15 protein-coding genes, 1 tRNA gene and 2 pseudogenes are annotated in these 16,204 nt (G+C 32.4%); 5 read left to right on the forward strand and 13 right to left on the reverse strand.

The annotated features are described in order from the left end of the window. The first annotated feature begins 17 nt into the window (after positions 1–17). A complete protein-coding gene (gene nikR / locus CCY99_RS03035) occupies positions 18–437 on the forward strand; it encodes a nickel-responsive transcriptional regulator NikR (protein ID WP_112059938.1) in 420 nt (139 codons plus the stop codon). Positions 438–530: 93 nt separating this feature from the next. Here nikR and CCY99_RS03040 read toward each other — a convergent pair whose 3' ends face one another. From CCY99_RS03040 to argF, 10 genes and pseudogenes are all read right to left on the reverse strand, one after another. Beyond that, the gene (locus CCY99_RS03040) at positions 531–1,154 is read right to left on the reverse strand and encodes an FkbM family methyltransferase (protein ID WP_112059939.1); all 624 of its coding nucleotides are present in this window, start codon (positions 1,152–1,154) and stop codon (positions 531–533) included. A gap of 116 nt (positions 1,155–1,270) precedes the next feature. Next, positions 1,271–1,582 carry a hypothetical protein gene (locus CCY99_RS03045; RefSeq protein ID WP_112059940.1) on the reverse strand — a complete coding sequence of 104 codons (312 nt, stop codon included), beginning with the start codon at positions 1,580–1,582 and terminating at the stop codon, positions 1,271–1,273. Positions 1,583–1,817: 235 nt separating this feature from the next. Next, a pseudogene (locus CCY99_RS09830) lies at positions 1,818–2,240 on the reverse strand (DNA adenine methylase); the annotation flags it as partial. 324 nt (positions 2,241–2,564) lie between these two features. Further along, positions 2,565–3,203: pseudogene (locus tag CCY99_RS03055) on the reverse strand (DNA adenine methylase); the annotation flags it as partial. A gap of 163 nt (positions 3,204–3,366) precedes the next feature. Further along, positions 3,367–3,636, reverse strand: coding sequence for a DUF5408 family protein (locus CCY99_RS03060; protein ID WP_112059941.1), 270 nt, complete (start codon positions 3,634–3,636; stop codon positions 3,367–3,369). After that, positions 3,629–4,444, reverse strand: a complete 816-nt coding sequence (locus CCY99_RS03065; protein WP_112059942.1) for a metal ABC transporter permease — start codon at positions 4,442–4,444, stop codon at positions 3,629–3,631. The genes CCY99_RS03060 and CCY99_RS03065 overlap by 8 nt, the downstream gene beginning before the upstream one ends. A 63-nt stretch (positions 4,445–4,507) precedes the next feature. Further along, a complete protein-coding gene (locus CCY99_RS03070; protein ID WP_258443203.1) occupies positions 4,508–5,980 on the reverse strand; it encodes a (Fe-S)-binding protein in 1,473 nt (490 codons plus the stop codon). Between the two features lie 2 nt (positions 5,981–5,982). Continuing rightward, positions 5,983–7,347, reverse strand: a complete 1,365-nt coding sequence (gene hemN / locus CCY99_RS03075) for an oxygen-independent coproporphyrinogen III oxidase (protein WP_112059943.1) — start codon at positions 7,345–7,347, stop codon at positions 5,983–5,985. Between the two features lie 8 nt (positions 7,348–7,355). Beyond that, entirely contained in the window at positions 7,356–7,754 is a 399-nt protein-coding gene (locus CCY99_RS03080) for a DUF2603 domain-containing protein (protein ID WP_112059944.1), read from the reverse strand. Further along, complete coding sequence (gene argF, locus CCY99_RS03085; RefSeq protein WP_112059962.1) at positions 7,742–8,716, reverse strand: ornithine carbamoyltransferase; 975 nt, start codon at positions 8,714–8,716, stop codon at positions 7,742–7,744. Before argF ends, CCY99_RS03080 begins: the two co-directional genes overlap by 13 nt. Before the next feature lie 158 nt (positions 8,717–8,874). Here argF and dnaG point away from each other — a divergent pair, with 158 nt between their 5' ends. From dnaG to CCY99_RS03105, 4 genes are all read left to right on the forward strand, one after another. Next, a complete protein-coding gene (gene dnaG, locus CCY99_RS03090) occupies positions 8,875–10,503 on the forward strand; it encodes a DNA primase (protein WP_112059945.1) in 1,629 nt (542 codons plus the stop codon). 135 nt (positions 10,504–10,638) lie between these two features. Next, positions 10,639–11,433 (forward strand): hypothetical protein, encoded by a 795-nt coding sequence (locus CCY99_RS09835; RefSeq protein WP_258443208.1) that lies wholly within the window; start codon positions 10,639–10,641, stop codon positions 11,431–11,433. 9 nt (positions 11,434–11,442) lie between these two features. Then, positions 11,443–11,967, forward strand: a complete 525-nt coding sequence (locus CCY99_RS03100) for a hypothetical protein (protein WP_112059946.1) — start codon at positions 11,443–11,445, stop codon at positions 11,965–11,967. A 136-nt stretch (positions 11,968–12,103) separates the two neighbouring features. Next, positions 12,104–12,180 (forward strand) — tRNA-Arg (locus CCY99_RS03105). Between the two features lie 83 nt (positions 12,181–12,263). Here CCY99_RS03105 and CCY99_RS03110 read toward each other — a convergent pair. Genes CCY99_RS03110 through CCY99_RS03120 form a run of 3 tightly spaced genes read right to left on the reverse strand, consistent with a single transcriptional unit; the run spans position 12,264 to position 15,316 of the window. Then, entirely contained in the window at positions 12,264–13,607 is a 1,344-nt protein-coding gene (locus CCY99_RS03110) for an FAD-dependent oxidoreductase (protein WP_112059947.1), read from the reverse strand. Positions 13,608–13,625: 18 nt separating this feature from the next. Then, positions 13,626–14,372 carry an ABC transporter ATP-binding protein gene (locus tag CCY99_RS03115; RefSeq protein ID WP_112059948.1) on the reverse strand — a complete coding sequence of 249 codons (747 nt, stop codon included), beginning with the start codon at positions 14,370–14,372 and terminating at the stop codon, positions 13,626–13,628. An 8-nt stretch (positions 14,373–14,380) separates the two neighbouring features. Then, entirely contained in the window at positions 14,381–15,316 is a 936-nt protein-coding gene (locus tag CCY99_RS03120; RefSeq protein ID WP_112059949.1) for a zinc ABC transporter substrate-binding protein, read from the reverse strand. Positions 15,317–16,204: the final 888 nt, after the last annotated feature.

A 16,204-nucleotide genomic window follows, 5' to 3' on the forward strand; every position in this document is an offset into this window, starting at 1 on the left:
ATTATATAAGGATTAAAATGGATAAAAATACTCTTACTAGATTCTCAATATCACTTCCTTATGATTTATTAGATGAGCTAGACAAAAGGATTATAAATAATGGTTATTCATCTAGAAGTGAGCTTATACGCGATATGATACGCGAAAAAATGGTAGATGAAAAATGGGAGAATGAGAGTGATTCTGTGGAGCTTGTGGCAGTTTTGACTATTATCTACGACCATCATCAAAGAGAGCTTAATCAAAAAATTATAGATATTCAGCACAATAGCATCGTTAAGATTCTCTGCACTACGCATATTCACTTAAATCATAATAATTGTTTGGAGAGCATAATGCTAAAGGGAAGTAAAAGCGATATAGAGAATCTAAGCCTATCTATTGGTGGATTAAAAGGTGTAAAATTCTACAAGATTATAAAAACATCTAGTTTTTAATGTTAAAGCAGAATCTAAAGCATTATTTATTTGTGCTTTTTTCTTGTAAAATTTAACCTAATAAACAATCAAATTTCAAAGCAGTTCTTAACATTAATCATAAAAAATAATTGGCACATCTGGGTATCCTTTGGTATTTGGTGAATCTAACCCCACTATATTTCCAAGTCCGCTTTTATAGATGGGATTTAGATTCTGCTTGTTATTTTGCAAATCTTTCACATCGCTAGAATTTGTTGAATTACTCAAAACACTTAAATTCTCCACTAAGTCATTTCGCACATAGCTAACCTCAATACAAGTGCTTAAAAATAATCCCTTGCCATAAAAAATACTTCCATTATTATTAAAATGCGTGTGGATAGGCGTGTAATATTTTCTTAATTTTTCTAAAATAGGCAATCGCATTTTCATTCCCTCTATATCATTTGGATTGCAATCGTGGAATTCAAACACAATCTGCGGAAAATACTGCGAGACAAAGCCCAAATCGATTTCCCTTAAAATGTCCCATTCCGCCCCCTCAATGTCGATTTGCATAATGTTATGGTGATTTTTATCTAAGCTATTTTCCCGCACCACACGCTCAAAGCTAATCGTATCACAGCTATCTTTCACGCCTACGAACTTCTTAATAAATGTGATATTTGGGTGATTATATGGAGCAGTATTTATACTAGCGTCGTATTGTAGGACTTTGTAGCCCATATTTGCCATTTCTAAATCCCAAGGGGAATATGGAGAAACGCCGAGTGATAGGGCTTTGGGGATTGTATTTTGGGATTTGTGGTTATCGCTGGAATCTATAGATTTTATATTTGTGGTTTCTGCATTTATCGGGGGGGGGCGAGCATAACATACCCTCCGTCATTCTCTCCACCAATTCTACTTAGTTTTCCTACACTAACGCAAATTGGACGAATTAGATTTAGGTATTTTTTGATATTTTCAATATTATAGCTTAGCTGTATCCCGCCCATAGCACCCGGATACATAGATAAAAGTATCGCCTCTTTTTGCTCTCGTGGCATATCTAGCTCTTTTATAATATTATAAGACATTAAGAAATTAAATCTAGTATTTACCTCATTTACCCCTATTACATTTTGTATTTTTTGTTTAATGAAATTTTTTAGACTTCTCATATTCTCTCCTTGTTGAAATTTTAAGCTGAGATTTTAAAGATTGCATTATAGCAAATGATTCTATTTAGGTTTAATAGCGATATAAAGTAGAAATCTAGATTCTCATTCCAATAAAACAAATTATAGAAAATCTTGTGTTGTAATATATAATGGATTTTTACTAAAGCGACTTATTTCTTTGGTGATATTAGGATAACTCCGCTAAAGTGAGATTTTTGTCTTATTTTTCTTAGGGTTATTTTTGCAAGATATGCAAGTATTCAGTGGTGGAATCTTGCTTACAAAAGCGACTGGAATCTGCCTTAAATCGCTGATAGATTTGCTCCATTCGCTCGTATTTGCCGTATTTTTTAAAAATTTCTTCAATCTCGCCCAAGCCCAAAAGCCCCTCGTCGTTGTAGCTTAGGAAAATATAATCAAAATCCGCGTTTTTTATTAGATAATCTAACGCATCGGCGACTAGATTTTTCTTACAAAACGCGGATTTTTCGTATTCCCTTAAGCCCGTTTTGCCCCGTGGCGTGAAGTCGTCATAGAGTGCAATGGTATTTAAAATGTGATAATTCGCCCCATATTCACGGGCATTATATGGCGGGTCAAGGTAGAGAATATCGCCTGAAATCCGCTTGATTAGGTCGTTCGCATTTTCGTTGTAAATCTCGCAATTCTCGCAAATTTCGTAAATTGTATTTGTGGGCGGGGAATCTGCGTGGGATTTGGCTTTGGATTCCGCGGATTTAGCGTGAGATTCTGCCTTAGATTCTGCCCTAGATTCCGTGTGAAATTCTATTTTGGATTCCGTAGATTCGCCGTATTTATTTGCGGAATTCACACGAGATTCCACAAATTCCGCATTAGATTCGCCACACGATTTTTTTAAAATCGAAGAATCTGCAGAATTCACACGAGATTCCACAGATTCTGCCGAATCTTTTAAGGTCGCAGAATTCCCAAATTTATCCAATTTCACAGAATCCACAGAATCTGCAGAATCCACTTGCCCCATATCTCGCCTAAAATCCGCTGGGCGGAGCGTAAAATCCTTTGCGGCGGATTTCTTAAGATTTTTCAAAAATGCCCCATAGACAGAAGCGGTATTTGCGACTTTATCGGCAGATTCCAGCAAGGAAGCGAGCAAAAAATAATATTCATCTTGCGAGATTTGGCGTTGCGATTTTAGGCTTTCGATTTTTATGCGAATGGAATCTATCCTAATGGCGTTTTTGTCGCTAAAATATTGGCGATTTTCTCCGCCTCCAAGTGCGTAGTGGCGATAAATCTTGCCCTTTATATTTGGCGTTTTGGCTTCATTATTTAGATTTTCTATAAGCTCATTTGCCCTAATTTGCGAGATTTTAGAATGTGGCATAGAATATGGTAGGTTGCTAAAATCCCAGTTTTTGGCAAAATTACCGATATAATGCCTCGCTAAAACAAAGCTATAAAACTCCCTATCATTCGTAATAATCCGCCCAACTTCCCCTTGAAATGCCCTAGCTACCGCACAAGTCCCAGCAAACATATCGCAGAAAGTGTATTCCCCAAGCGGTTTTGCTACCGCATTTTTAATGCCATTTTTTAAAAATCCACTTAGCTTAAACTTCGAGCCGATGTAGTTCATTTATCACGCTTTTTGCGATATTTCACGCATTCTATTAGCATTTTAACGCCCTTTTTAAAAATTCACAACCAACAACTCATGCGATTTTTTGACATTATTATCGCCCCGCTCGACAAAGGTCTGCCCAAAACTTAAGCTCCGTTGCTAAAGATTCCAAAGAATCCTAATTGTTTCCCTTGCCAGATTCAGCAGATTCCGCAGATTCTGTAAATTTTGTAGATTCCGTAGATTCCCCAGATTCCACATTTTCGATTTTTTCTAATCGCTTTTCGATTGATATTAATTTTTTATCGATTCCAGCGCTAACTGTTACTTGATTTAGCAAAACCCAAAGGGAGAGAATCCCAAGCATTACGGAAATAAACACCGCTAACATCGCTATTTTTATCGCTTTTAACGCCTTTTTTTCGATAATTTCTAAATCTTTATCCATTATATTTCCTTAAGATATATTTTAAAGCACTTCCCATAATCATTCCCGCACACGCACACATCACCACGCACGCCCCAATGCTGACATTATAGCGATACGAAGCGAAAAACCCACTACAAATAAAAATAAACGATAAGATTCCAGAGATAATCATCATTTCTCCAAGTGAGCGGACAAACATACTTGCGATATAAGCTGGAATACTAAGGATTGCTAGAACCAAAATCAGCCCAGCGATATTCATACTCATTACAATCCCAAGTGATATAAAAATATAAATAAACAATAAAAATATATTGATATTGATATTTTTTAATCTACAAAAAGTTTCATCATAAGAAATACTTAGTATTTCCCTATAATAAGTAATGATGAAACCAATAAGCAAAATATCATAAATCGCAATTATCACAATATCATTTTTACTCACTGCCAAAATTGAGCCAAAAAGATAGCTAGTCATATCACTTGCATAGCCGGGCGTAATATCAATCAAAATTATCCCCAAAGCCATACCAAAAGCCCACGCAGCAGCGATAAAAGAGTCTATATTTATTTTTTTATAGATGATAAAGTATAGTAGAATTAAAGACATAATAACGCTAGTGATAGCCGCTCCAAGCATTGTGCTAAAGCCAAAATAAAGTGCCAAGCCAACGCCCCCAAAGGCACTATGAGCCACGCCACCGCTTAAAAACACGGTCTTATTTGATACGATGAGCGAGCCTACAATCCCGCCACATATGGATACTAACAAAGCAGATATTAGGGCAAGTTGAACGAATTGTAATGATAATATCTCAAACAAAATTATTCCTAAATATATAATTAAATCTTTTTATATGCCGCCCATAAAGAGAATCTAGAAATCTTAACATCTTAACGATTCTCTTACCAATTCCAAAGGGTGTTTAAATACAATATTTGCTTGTTGATTATCAAGTGCATTATTTAGTTGCATTCGACACGCACTGCATTCCGCACTTACGATGGATGCTCCAGAATCTAGTATATTTTTTGCTTTTGGAATCCCAGCATTATAAGCTAAATGATATTTTTCACTCTGTATGCTTACTCCGCCAAACCCACAACATCTATCACATTCTTTCATTTCTAAGAGATTATAATTTGCCTCTATAAATGCTCGTGGCTCTTTCGCGATATTTAGGACTTTTTTAGCGTGGCAAGGGTCGTGATAGGTGATTTTTATATCTTTTTTATTATAGGTTTTAAGAATTTCTAAAAGATTTGTTTGATTATATAGATATTCTGTTGCCATATGAATCTTAGGTAATAATGCTTCTAATCGTTTAATCCAATGCTTGGAATCCTCACAATAAGATAATGAATGTTTCCAATCTACCATAATCATCGCCGCACAGGTTGCTTCTGGGATTATCATCGCGTCAATTTCATCAAAAAAGCTCTCAAAAAGCTCGATATTTTTTTTGATTAGAAAAATCACAGATTTAATATCACCTGTGAAATACGCTGGAGCCCCGCAACATTCTTGCTTTGGTATTAGCACATCAATACCTAATTTATCTAAGATAAATAGCAAGGATTCACCTACTTGCGTGTAATTGTAATTACTAAGGCAACCTATAAAAATCGCTACTTTTTTATTTCGTAAAATGGTTTTGCTATTCTTTTCGTAAGGCTTCGCATCTTTAATTAAACGAAACGAAATGAAGTGTGGTTTTTTATAAGAGCTATTTGTCAAAGGTGGGAAAAGTAAAGCTGACTTTGAAATTAATTTATTACAATTAGAATGTGGTGTATCTATAAGATTCTCTATCCTAGAATCTAGATTCTTGGAATCTTGCCCTATAGAATCTTTATGTTTAGATTCTATTAAGCCTTTATATGTTTGTAAAAAACTCTTTTTTTGGAATGGGAAAATACTTCGTTTGCCAAATGATGATATGCTAAAGCGACTTCTTAATCTATCATCATTTTTTTTAAATACACAAGGTGCGACAAATGAAGTAAGGCTAAATACAAAATCCATTATTTTTCTATGTTTAAGTAGGTAAAAATAAACTTTTTTATACCAAGCTATGCCATATTTTTGTGCAATATCAATTCTACTTTTTTGTATCATAGCGGCTGTATCGATTTTTTGCGGACAAATTGTTGTGCAAGTCGTGCAAAGAAAGCACGATTCAAATATATTTTTAAGATTTCTATCTAGATTAATATTTTTTTTATCATAAACACCTAGCAAATCCACAAATCCCCTAGGTGATGTAACCTCATCACGATTTATTTGATATATCGTGCAAGATGGAACACATTTAGCACATTTCACACAGGATTGACTAAGAGATGAGAGATTTAACATATTTATACCGTTTTAGAGAATTTTCTATCACCTATTGGAATCTTGCCTAAATATTCATCAAATACCATTACAATATTTCTAACCAACATACTTCCTGTTTGATTTAATCGTATTTCTTTATCATTAATAGTCATTAAATCTAAATCAACATATTCTTGTAAATGCTCTAGTGAATCTTTGAAATGTTCCTTAAAATTAATATTAAATTTTTCTTCAATATGCTTAATGTCAAGGACAAAATTATTCATCAAACGCATAATGATATTTTTACGCAAAATATCTTCATCGTTTAATTTTATGCCTCTTTGCACGGGGAGAATCCCACTATCTAAGCATTTCATATATGTCGCATAATCCTTATGATTTTGAACATAATAATCATGCCCTTCGCCTATGCTTGTAACACCGAGTCCAATGGTTTGTGTGTGTTTTTTAGCAGTATAGCCTTGAAAATTTCGCTTTAATTCACCTTTAAGCGATGCCTTATATAACTCATCGCTTTCCAATGCAAAATGGTCCATTCCAATCATTTTATAGCCATTTTGGCTTAGATATTCAATTGTGTATTTTAGGATTGAGAGCTTATCGCTTGGAGGTGGGAGTAGATTCTCATCGATTTTTCGCATTGTTTTTTTAATCCACGGCACATGTGCGTAATTAAAAACTGCAAGTCGCGTTGGCTTGATTTTTACCACACTCTCAAGTGTTTCTTTAAAACTAGCTAGATTCTGATTTGGTAGTCCATAAATCAAATCAAAATTAATACACTCAATGCCATATTTTCTAGCTAGATTTACTGCAGATTCTACTAAATCAAATGGCTGAACTCTATGGATTGCAGTTTGAACAGTCATATCAAAATCTTGCACTCCAAAAGATAGGCGATTAAAACCATAGTCTTTTAGCACTTTCATTTGGTCTTCATTAAAAAATCTAGGGTCAATTTCACAGCTAATCTCAGCATCTCTAGCAAAATTACTAAAAATTTTATAGATAGATTGTATGATAATCTCTAGGCTTTTTGCATCAAAAAAAGTCGGCGTTCCTCCGCCAAAGTGAAATTGTAAAACACTTCGATTGGTATCTAAATGATTTTTAAGCAAATCTAATTCTTTTTTTAGATATTTGATATATTCAGTTTTTTTGTCATCTTTACTCGTGTAAATTACGCTACACCCGCAAAAATAACACGCACTTTTACAAAATGGCAAATGTGTATAAAGCGATAAAGGTAAATTCGTATGTCGCCCTAAAGCCTCGATATATGCGAGATTATCAAACTTCTCGCTAAATTCCAAAGCTGTTGGGTAGCTGGTGTATCGTGGTCCGGGTTTGCTGTATTTGGCAAATTTATTAAAATCAATCATCTAGAAAATCACTCAAACTCACTGTTTATTTCTTTGAAATATTCATCAATATCTATAAATAGATTTGGATAATTTGATTTTATATCTTTTACTATCCTTTTTATATCATATATTGTCAAATTTTTCTTTTTTGTTTGTATATCATTGATTATATTTTTTGCCACTATAAAAACATCATCAAAATCTTTTGGCATCTCTTGTAAGATTTCTCTTTCTAGATTCTTAAAAATCAATTCTTCATTATTATTTTTGATTGTTTCTTGCATTTTGAGATATTCATTTTCTGCAATAATCACATATTTTTTATTATCTAATTTTATGCGTGTGGGAGATTTTAATTTACTCTCTTTGATTTTTAGGATAAATTCATTGTTTTTTTGTGTTTTTGCTTTATTTATTTTTTCCAATTTTCTTCCTCTAAAAAAGTCATTATTCCTTTATGTGCGTGCAATCTATTTTCTGCTTCTATAAATATTTTACTTTGGCTAGATTCCATAACCTCATCACTTACCTCATATCCTCTATATGCTGGGAGGCAATGTAGGAATATCGCATTATCACCAAGATTCATTAAATCGCTATCTACGCAGAATCCTTTAAATTTAGATACCCTCTCTTCTTTTTGGCTTTCTTGTCCCATTGAAATCCAAGTATCAGTTGTGATTACATTTGCTTTTAGGGCAGCAACTTTAGGGTCGTTTGAAATGGAGATTTTCGCTCCGCTTTCTTTGGCAGAATCTAGGGCTAATTTTAGTATGGATTCCTGAACTTCAAAGCCTTTTGGCGTAGCGATATTTAGCTCAAATCCAAGTTTTGAAGCTAGCATTAGCCACGAATGAGCCATATTATTTCCATCGCCGATATAGCAAACTATAGGTTTTTGCATAGATTTATTATTTGCATATGGGGCGTAAAAATCACTCTCCACACCTATGCCACATTCAACCATAGTTATATAATCAGCCATTAATTGTGTTGGGTGAAAATCGTCGCTCAAGCCATTTATCACAGGCACACTTGAATATCTTGCAAACTCCTCTAATCGCTGGTGTTCAAATGTCCTAATCATAATCATATCAACCATTGATGAAATAACCCTAGAAGTGTCTTTTATAATCTCTCCGCGACCTAATTGTATGTCCTTGTTTGATAAGAAAATCGCATTTCCACCTAATTGATATGCACCTACTTCAAAACTTACACGCGTTCTTGTGGAGCTTTTCTCAAAAATCATCGCTAAAGTTTTATCTTTAAAGTATGGTTGAATCCTCTGCCCTTGTAGAAATCTATTTTTAATCTCAATACCCAAATGCACGATTCTAAGAATCTCTTCTTTGCTTAAGTCTTTAAGTGATAAGAAATGTTTAATTGAGCACATAAAATATCCATCTAAATTAATATTAAAGTATAGATTCTACTTTTTTTATCGCAATAAAGCAAATTTTACATTACATATTTAAGATTCTATAAATCTAAATAAATGTTAGAATCTTTTTAGAAAAATTTATAAATTTGGATTTAAAATCAATGATAGAACGAAATTCCATAGAGCAATTAAAACAAATTGTTGATATTGTTGATATTGTGGGGAGCTATATCGAGTTAAGACGAGCTGGAGCAAACTATGTGGCTTGTTGCCCTTTTCACGATGAAAAAACCCCCAGCTTTGTGGTAAGCCCATCAAAAGGATATTTTAAATGCTATGGTTGTGGCGTAGGCGGGGATAGTATAAGTTTTATTATGCAAAAAGAAAATATTGAATTTTATGAAGCTGTCGAAAAACTCGCATATATGGTTAATTTCACTCTTAGTTACACAAAGCAAAGGGGAGATTCTAGCCTAAATAGTTTATTAGATAAAATCCTAAAATATTATCAAAAAAATCTAAATTCAAACAAAGAGATTCTGCAATATCTCGCAAATAGAGGCATCACAGGTCAATCCATAGAAAAATTTGCACTTGGTTATAGTGGAGAGAGCTATGATTTTATAGCATTTTTAAATCAATCTAAATTGCCATTTGATAAGCTCCTAGAGATTGGAATAATAGGCAAAAATGAGCGTGGATATTATGCTAAATTCAACTCAAGGATTATGTTTCCTATATATTCGCCAAGTGGCAAGGTTATAGGATTCGGCGGAAGGGTTTTGAGTGGAGATGTAGCAAAATATATCAACTCACAACAAAGTAAGATTTTTAATAAATCACAGACATTATATGGTTACAATCTCGCTAAAGAAAGTATTTTTAGAGATAAGAAAATTATTATAACAGAGGGCTATATTGATACGATTATGATGTCTCAAGCTGGATTTACAAACTGCGTTGCGACACTTGGAACAGCTCTTACAAAGGAGCATTTGCCACTTTTATCAAAAAGCCAAAGTGAGATTCTGCTTTGCTATGATGGTGATAATGCAGGAATAAACGCAGCTTTCAAAGCTTCGCTTTTATTAGCTGGGAAAGATGGAGGCGTAGTAATCTTTAAAGACAATAAAGACCCAGCAGATATGATTAGAGAAAATAAAATAGCGGAATTAATGAGCCTACTAAACTCACCCATACCTTTTGTAGAATTTGCTATTGAGCATATTGCAAGTAAATATAATATAAATAACCCACTCCAAAAGGAAAAAGCATTAAAAGAAATAATGGAGTTTTTTAAAACATTATCCCCAATCTTGCAAGATGAGTATAGATTTTTTATCACTAATAGATTAAAAATATCTCCATTTTTGCTAAAGGTAAAAAATATCCAAAATACCACACAAAGATTCGATACATCAAATACGCAGATAGTGGAATCTGTGATAATAAAATCTATTTTGGAGAATCCTAACCTACTTGATTTTAGTTTAGAATATATAAATTCAAATGTTTTTAGTTTTAATAAATATGAATTTGATTGCTTGGTGAAAGGTGATTTTGAGAATGAGAAGTTAATTGGAATCTTAATAGATGAATCGATTTTAAAACTTGATGAAAATGCCTTTAAAGAGCAGATTCGAGTATTTATAATAACTTTTTATACGAAAAAAATAAATGAAATCAAGTTGGATAAAACAATGGATTATAACAATAAAATATCAATCATAAAAGATATACAAGATAAACTAAGAATATTAAAAAGTGGAACTTTGGTTAGAGTAGAGTAGAGGTGATTAACAATTTCTAGAAATGAGATTTCTACTTAAAGATTAACATTATTACAGAATCTTTAAGAATAATAAATAGATGGAATACTATTTGCTTTATTTGGTTTTAAATTCTAAATAATGAGGTTTAAGGATATGTCAAAAGTTAAAATAGGGATAGCAACAAGTTTTTTAATAATATTATCTGGATGTGCGACATTTGATGATGGTGCGATGGACGAGTCAATGATACCACCATCAGCGAATTATTCACCACTGCAAGCACCAGTTTATCCTCCACTAAATCAACCATATACGCCGAATTTATTAAATGATAATGATAGTAGGGTTATGAATATTGATAGGTTAAATGTGGGTGAAGCAAACATAAATGGTAATCCACAAATGCCACAAACAAGAGATGTAGAGCAAAATCAGCCAATGAGTCCAAGTGTAGATGTATATATTAGAGACCAAAGAGGGGATTATACGCCAAATTATGTAGCACCAAGTGAGGTTACTCCTTATACTCAAGCAATTCCTCAAGATGTTACCCCGCCTACGCCACCAAAAGTGCAAGATGATAGTCCGCAAATCATTCCAAATTCCCCAATATTAACGCCAAGCAATACTATAGAATTAAGTGCTGTTGGTATGGGAGTGGCTCCAGAATCTACCATCTCACCTTCCCAAGCTCTAGCTTTGGCAAAAAGAGCGGCGATAGTTGATGCATATAGGCAGATTGGCGAAAAAATGTATGGGATTAGATTGAATGCCCAAGATACTGTAAGAGATATGGTTTTGATTAATTCTGTAGTGAAAACAAAGGTAGAGGCTTTGATTAGAAATGCCGAGATAATAGAAACAGTTTATAAAGATGGATTATGTCAAATCACTATGGAATTAAAGCTTGATGGTAAAGTATGGTATGAGATTCTATCGGATAGTTAAAAAATAATTATGAAAAATATTTTTAGAGCTAAGAATATTTCTAAAATATTCTTAGTTGGTTTTGTATTAGCATTCATCGCTTGTAGTAGTCCGCAAACACCACAAATGCAAGTAGAAAAAATCAATGAAAATGATTTAAAATTGGTTTTAATCAAAACTAATAATATAAAATTCTATGATTTTGGCGTCCTTACTACTTCTCCAGAAGTAAGCTTAGAGCTTTTTAAACTTGGTAAATCAATTGGTAAATTTGTGGTAAAAGACCGTGAAATATGTTTTAATGATGATTGTGCACCAAAATGGCCTGCAAGTAAAAGCTTTTTTGGACAAGTTGGATATGATAATTTATTTCAAGAGATTCTATTAAAAGAAGATATTTTTGATGGAATGGGAAAACAAATAGCAGTTAATGGAATCTTAATCCAAAGATTTGATTATGGTGGCGAAGAGATATATTATGAGAGAAGCGAAAATCGTGTGTATTTTAAAAATTTAACAAATGATGTAACTGTATCCATTGAAAATTACAAATAACCCTATTTAATTCCTTGTATTTTAGCTATCTATAGCATTTGCTTATAGATAGCTACAAGTTAGATTAGAGTTATTTAAGCGATATTTATATTATTAATAAAATTTAGATTATAATACATATTTATTTTAGATTAATGTGTCCATAGCTCAGCTGAATAGAGCAATAGGTTGCGGTCCTATAGGTCGGGGGTTTGAATCCCTCTGGGCACGCCATATTCGAATTATTATTCAAATTATTTTCTACCACAAATATATTTACTCTAAATCGCTATTCTTTAATGAAATCTCAGTAAAAATTATTGTTCCAAATCTTTTTGGAATCTTTCTATATCAAATGATTTATTTAGGTATTTTGCAATTTCTATTGTATCTGTTTTTGCGTTTCCAAGACAGCTTGTAGCACCGGGTGATGGTGTCATATTAAATGTTAGCCCTTTTTCCGTTATTATTTTTTTCTCGCCCAATTCCAACTTTTTTGCTGTCATATCTATTACTTGTGGTCTTACTTCGCCAAAACCTTTTGCATAGGTTAGTTCGCTTAATTTTAATGAAGGAATGATTTTTCTTGCATCTTTGATAAATAATTTTTTCCCAATCCAAGGGAGTTCAAACATTACATTTTTTAACGCATAATTGCGAATCTCACTATCTTTTAGTAAATCAAGAGCAACTTTTAGTGCATCAACCTTAAAATCAATCTTTACTAATTCGCTATTCACATTCCCAAATAAATATTTTGAACGCTCTAGTTTTGGTATAACTATCGCAGTTGGTCCAAGTCTAGTAACGCCATTTATAGCAATATCAGGGTCGCCATGAAGTGCAGCGAAAGGAAGCTTTGGATTCTGCACTGTATAAACCTTACCTTTTAGGAGATTTCCCGGCACGAAGTAAAAACTTCCAGCCATAGGCAAACAAGCGATGTCTTTCCCATATCCTGCATTTTGTGCTAATGTTAGTGAATGCGACCCAGCATTTACAAGAATAAATTTTGCATTAATTTCTCTTTTATCTTTAGCCTTTATATTGTATGTTCCATCGGCATTTTGTTTGATATTTAGCACTTTAAAGTTAAGTAAAATTTCACTTTGTTTATTTGCCTTTTGTGCCTCTTTTACAAAGCTTTCGCTTAGTATTTCAAAATTCATAGCACACCAAGATTCTTTAAACCCAGAGGCTACAACATTCTCACTCCTATCATTTCCATCTGGATTTTCTATTACCTTTGGTTCGATTTTTTTTACTTCATCTTTTGTAAAAAACTCCAAACCTTGAAAAATTTCTTTAAATTCTTCGTGCCTGTGTTTGATAAATTCACATTCCTCATCACCAATGCCTATTGCTAGTTTTTGCATTTTAAAGATGGCTTTATTTTGCAAACCTTTTGCTAAAGCGTAATGCTTTACTTTATCCGCTGCAACCTTTACTTTAGATGCTTTTTGCGAAGTATAATTTGTTTCAATTGAGCCATCGTGTATTGTCTGTGAATTAGCCTTTGAACTTGAGCTTATAGTCGCTAGCTTGTCGCATTTCTCTAGTAATACAACTTTGTCTATATTAGTATATTCACTAATCGTCCAAAACGCAGCACAGCCTGAAACCCCACCACCAATTATTGCAACATCAAAATTATTATCCAATTTTATCTCCTTAACATATTAAATACTTTGCTGAATATATTGATTAATTGCCTCTATCTCACAAAAATGCCCATCAATACTAAGATTATTTTTTACTAGTTTATGGCTTATTAGCTCTTTATTGACGAATAAAACATCACTTGCACATTCAAGTAAAATAGAAATATCGTGACTGATGACTATTATAGTATGATTAGCATTTATTTGTTTTAATAATTTATAAATTTCTTTTTGGGTTGGCATATCGATGTTTGAAGTTGGCTCATCAAATATTAAAAGTTTAGGATTCCCACATAAGGCTCTAGCTATCAATACTCGCTGTCTTTGACCGCCTGAAAGGTCTCCTATTTTTCTAAATTTAAGATTTTCTATTCCTAGTTTTTCCATAATATTTATGGCTTCTTTTTTATCATTTTTTGATATTTTATAACCAAATTTCTTTTTTTCTAAAAAGCCCATAAGGACGACATCAATAGCTTGTATAGGAAAATCTTTATTGATACTAGTATCTTGTGGAGTATAGCCAATTAGACTATTTTTGTTAAATAAAGTTACATTTGGATATTTTATTTTTCCATCACTTGGTTTTAAAAGTCGTAATAGAATCTTAGCTAGAGTGCTTTTACCGCCACCATTTGGACCTATTAAGGCTAGAAAATCACCTTCATTTACGCTAAAGTTGATATTTTCTAAAACCAAATCTTTATCGTATCTAAAGTTGATATTCTCACAAACTAGCATAGTTTTATCTATTTGCTCTTTCATATTTTAGTCTAGTTTTTTGCTATTTCTTGTAAAAAACTTACTAGATTATTTAGCCAATCATAGCTTAATGGGTCTGCAACTTTTACTTCTATATTTGCTTCCTCTGCGATACTTCTTGCACTTTTTTGTGAAAATTGTGGTTGAACGAATATAACCTTAATATCATTATCTTTTATTATTTCTAATATTTTCTTTGTATGTGCTATTTTGGCTTCCTTGCCATCTTCTTCAATGGCATATTCTGTCAAACCTAATTCATTTGCTATATAGCTCCACGCAGGGTGAAAAACTAAAAATGCTTTTTTATTATTCTTAAATAATTGTTGGGAATCCTCATATGCTTTGTCAATCTCATCTAAAAAGTTAGCTAGATTTTTTTGGTAAATTTCAGCATTTTTGGAATCTAGGGAGATGAGAGATTCTGCTATTTGCGTAGCGTGTAGTTTGGATAGAATAAATGATAGCCAAATATGTGGCGGGTGATTGTGATGGTGGTCGTCGTTGTGGTCGTGAGATTCTCCATCGTGGCTATGATGCGAATGATTATGGTGGTCGTGGCTATGGTGGTCGTGATGTGCGTGGCTATGCGATTCATTATGATTATCGTCTGTAAATTTTTCCAAATATTTTTCCAAATCACCATCTTTTAATGGTTGGATTATCTTCATATCTGGATTAACACTTTTAAATCTCTCAAGCCAAGCATCTTCAAAAGGCATTCCTATGTAGAAATATGCTACGGATTTGCTTAGGTTTTTAAGCTGGTTAATCGATGGCTCGTAGGTTTCAGGGCTTTTGCCTTTTTGAACCATAATATTTACATCAACCAAATCCCCAGCTATTTTTTTTACGAAAAAAGCCTGTGGGATAACACTAACACTAACATTCATATTTGCATTTAATGCAACACATAGCCCAACAATAGCTATCAACATTCTAATCATAAATTATCCTTGCAAGAATTAATACCCAAATGATACTTGGTAAATAAAAACAAAAATCTAGCATAAAATAAATTAAACTTTCTTGACCTTATGTATTTCACTATAAACTTTATTGTTATTTGGCATTAAGCTACTATTTAAAGAAAAGCTAGAATCTTTATTAAGACATTTAAGAATATTTAGAATTTAACTTTATCTATTGTGGCACGAGAGATTATTTTATTTGAAATAAAAGAGTTGATAATGGAATCCTAAATATTAGATTAATCTATAAAGCTAATAATTTTATAAGATTCTAAGATTCCAACCATCTTTATCTAGAATCTCCAAATATATTTCAATAAACTTTAGTTTTAAAGAAAAACTAGAATCTTTTAGAATATTTATTTAAGAATTATTTGAAGTTTATATTAAGGGATTAAGCCCTTAATATAGTAAGATTTAGAACTTAACTGCACCTTATATCAAGTGGGATTATTATATTAGAATCACTTGGATTTAAGAATCTCTAGGATTATTACATAAATAGCACTAGTTCTACTATAAGCAAAAGTTGATAGTGGAATCCTAATATTAGATTAATACATCTAAATCTTTAAATTATTTAATAATTTTATAAGATTCCCATAATCAAAATTATTTAAGATTCTAGCTATCTTTATTTAGAATCTATAAATATATTTCAATAAACTTTAATTTTAAAGAAAAACTAGAATCTTTAAAATATATTAGTAATTATAAGTTTTAGAATATTTAGAATATTTATTTAAGCATTATTTGAAGTTTATATTAAGGGATTAAGTCCCTTAATATAATAAGATTTAGAATTTAACTGCACCTGTTGTAGCAAGTGGGATAATTCTATTAGAATTGCTTGGATAGGAATCT

The sequence above is a fragment of the Helicobacter sp. 16-1353 genome, from assembly GCF_003288815.1.
GTDB lineage: Bacteria > Campylobacterota > Campylobacteria > Campylobacterales > Helicobacteraceae > NHYM01.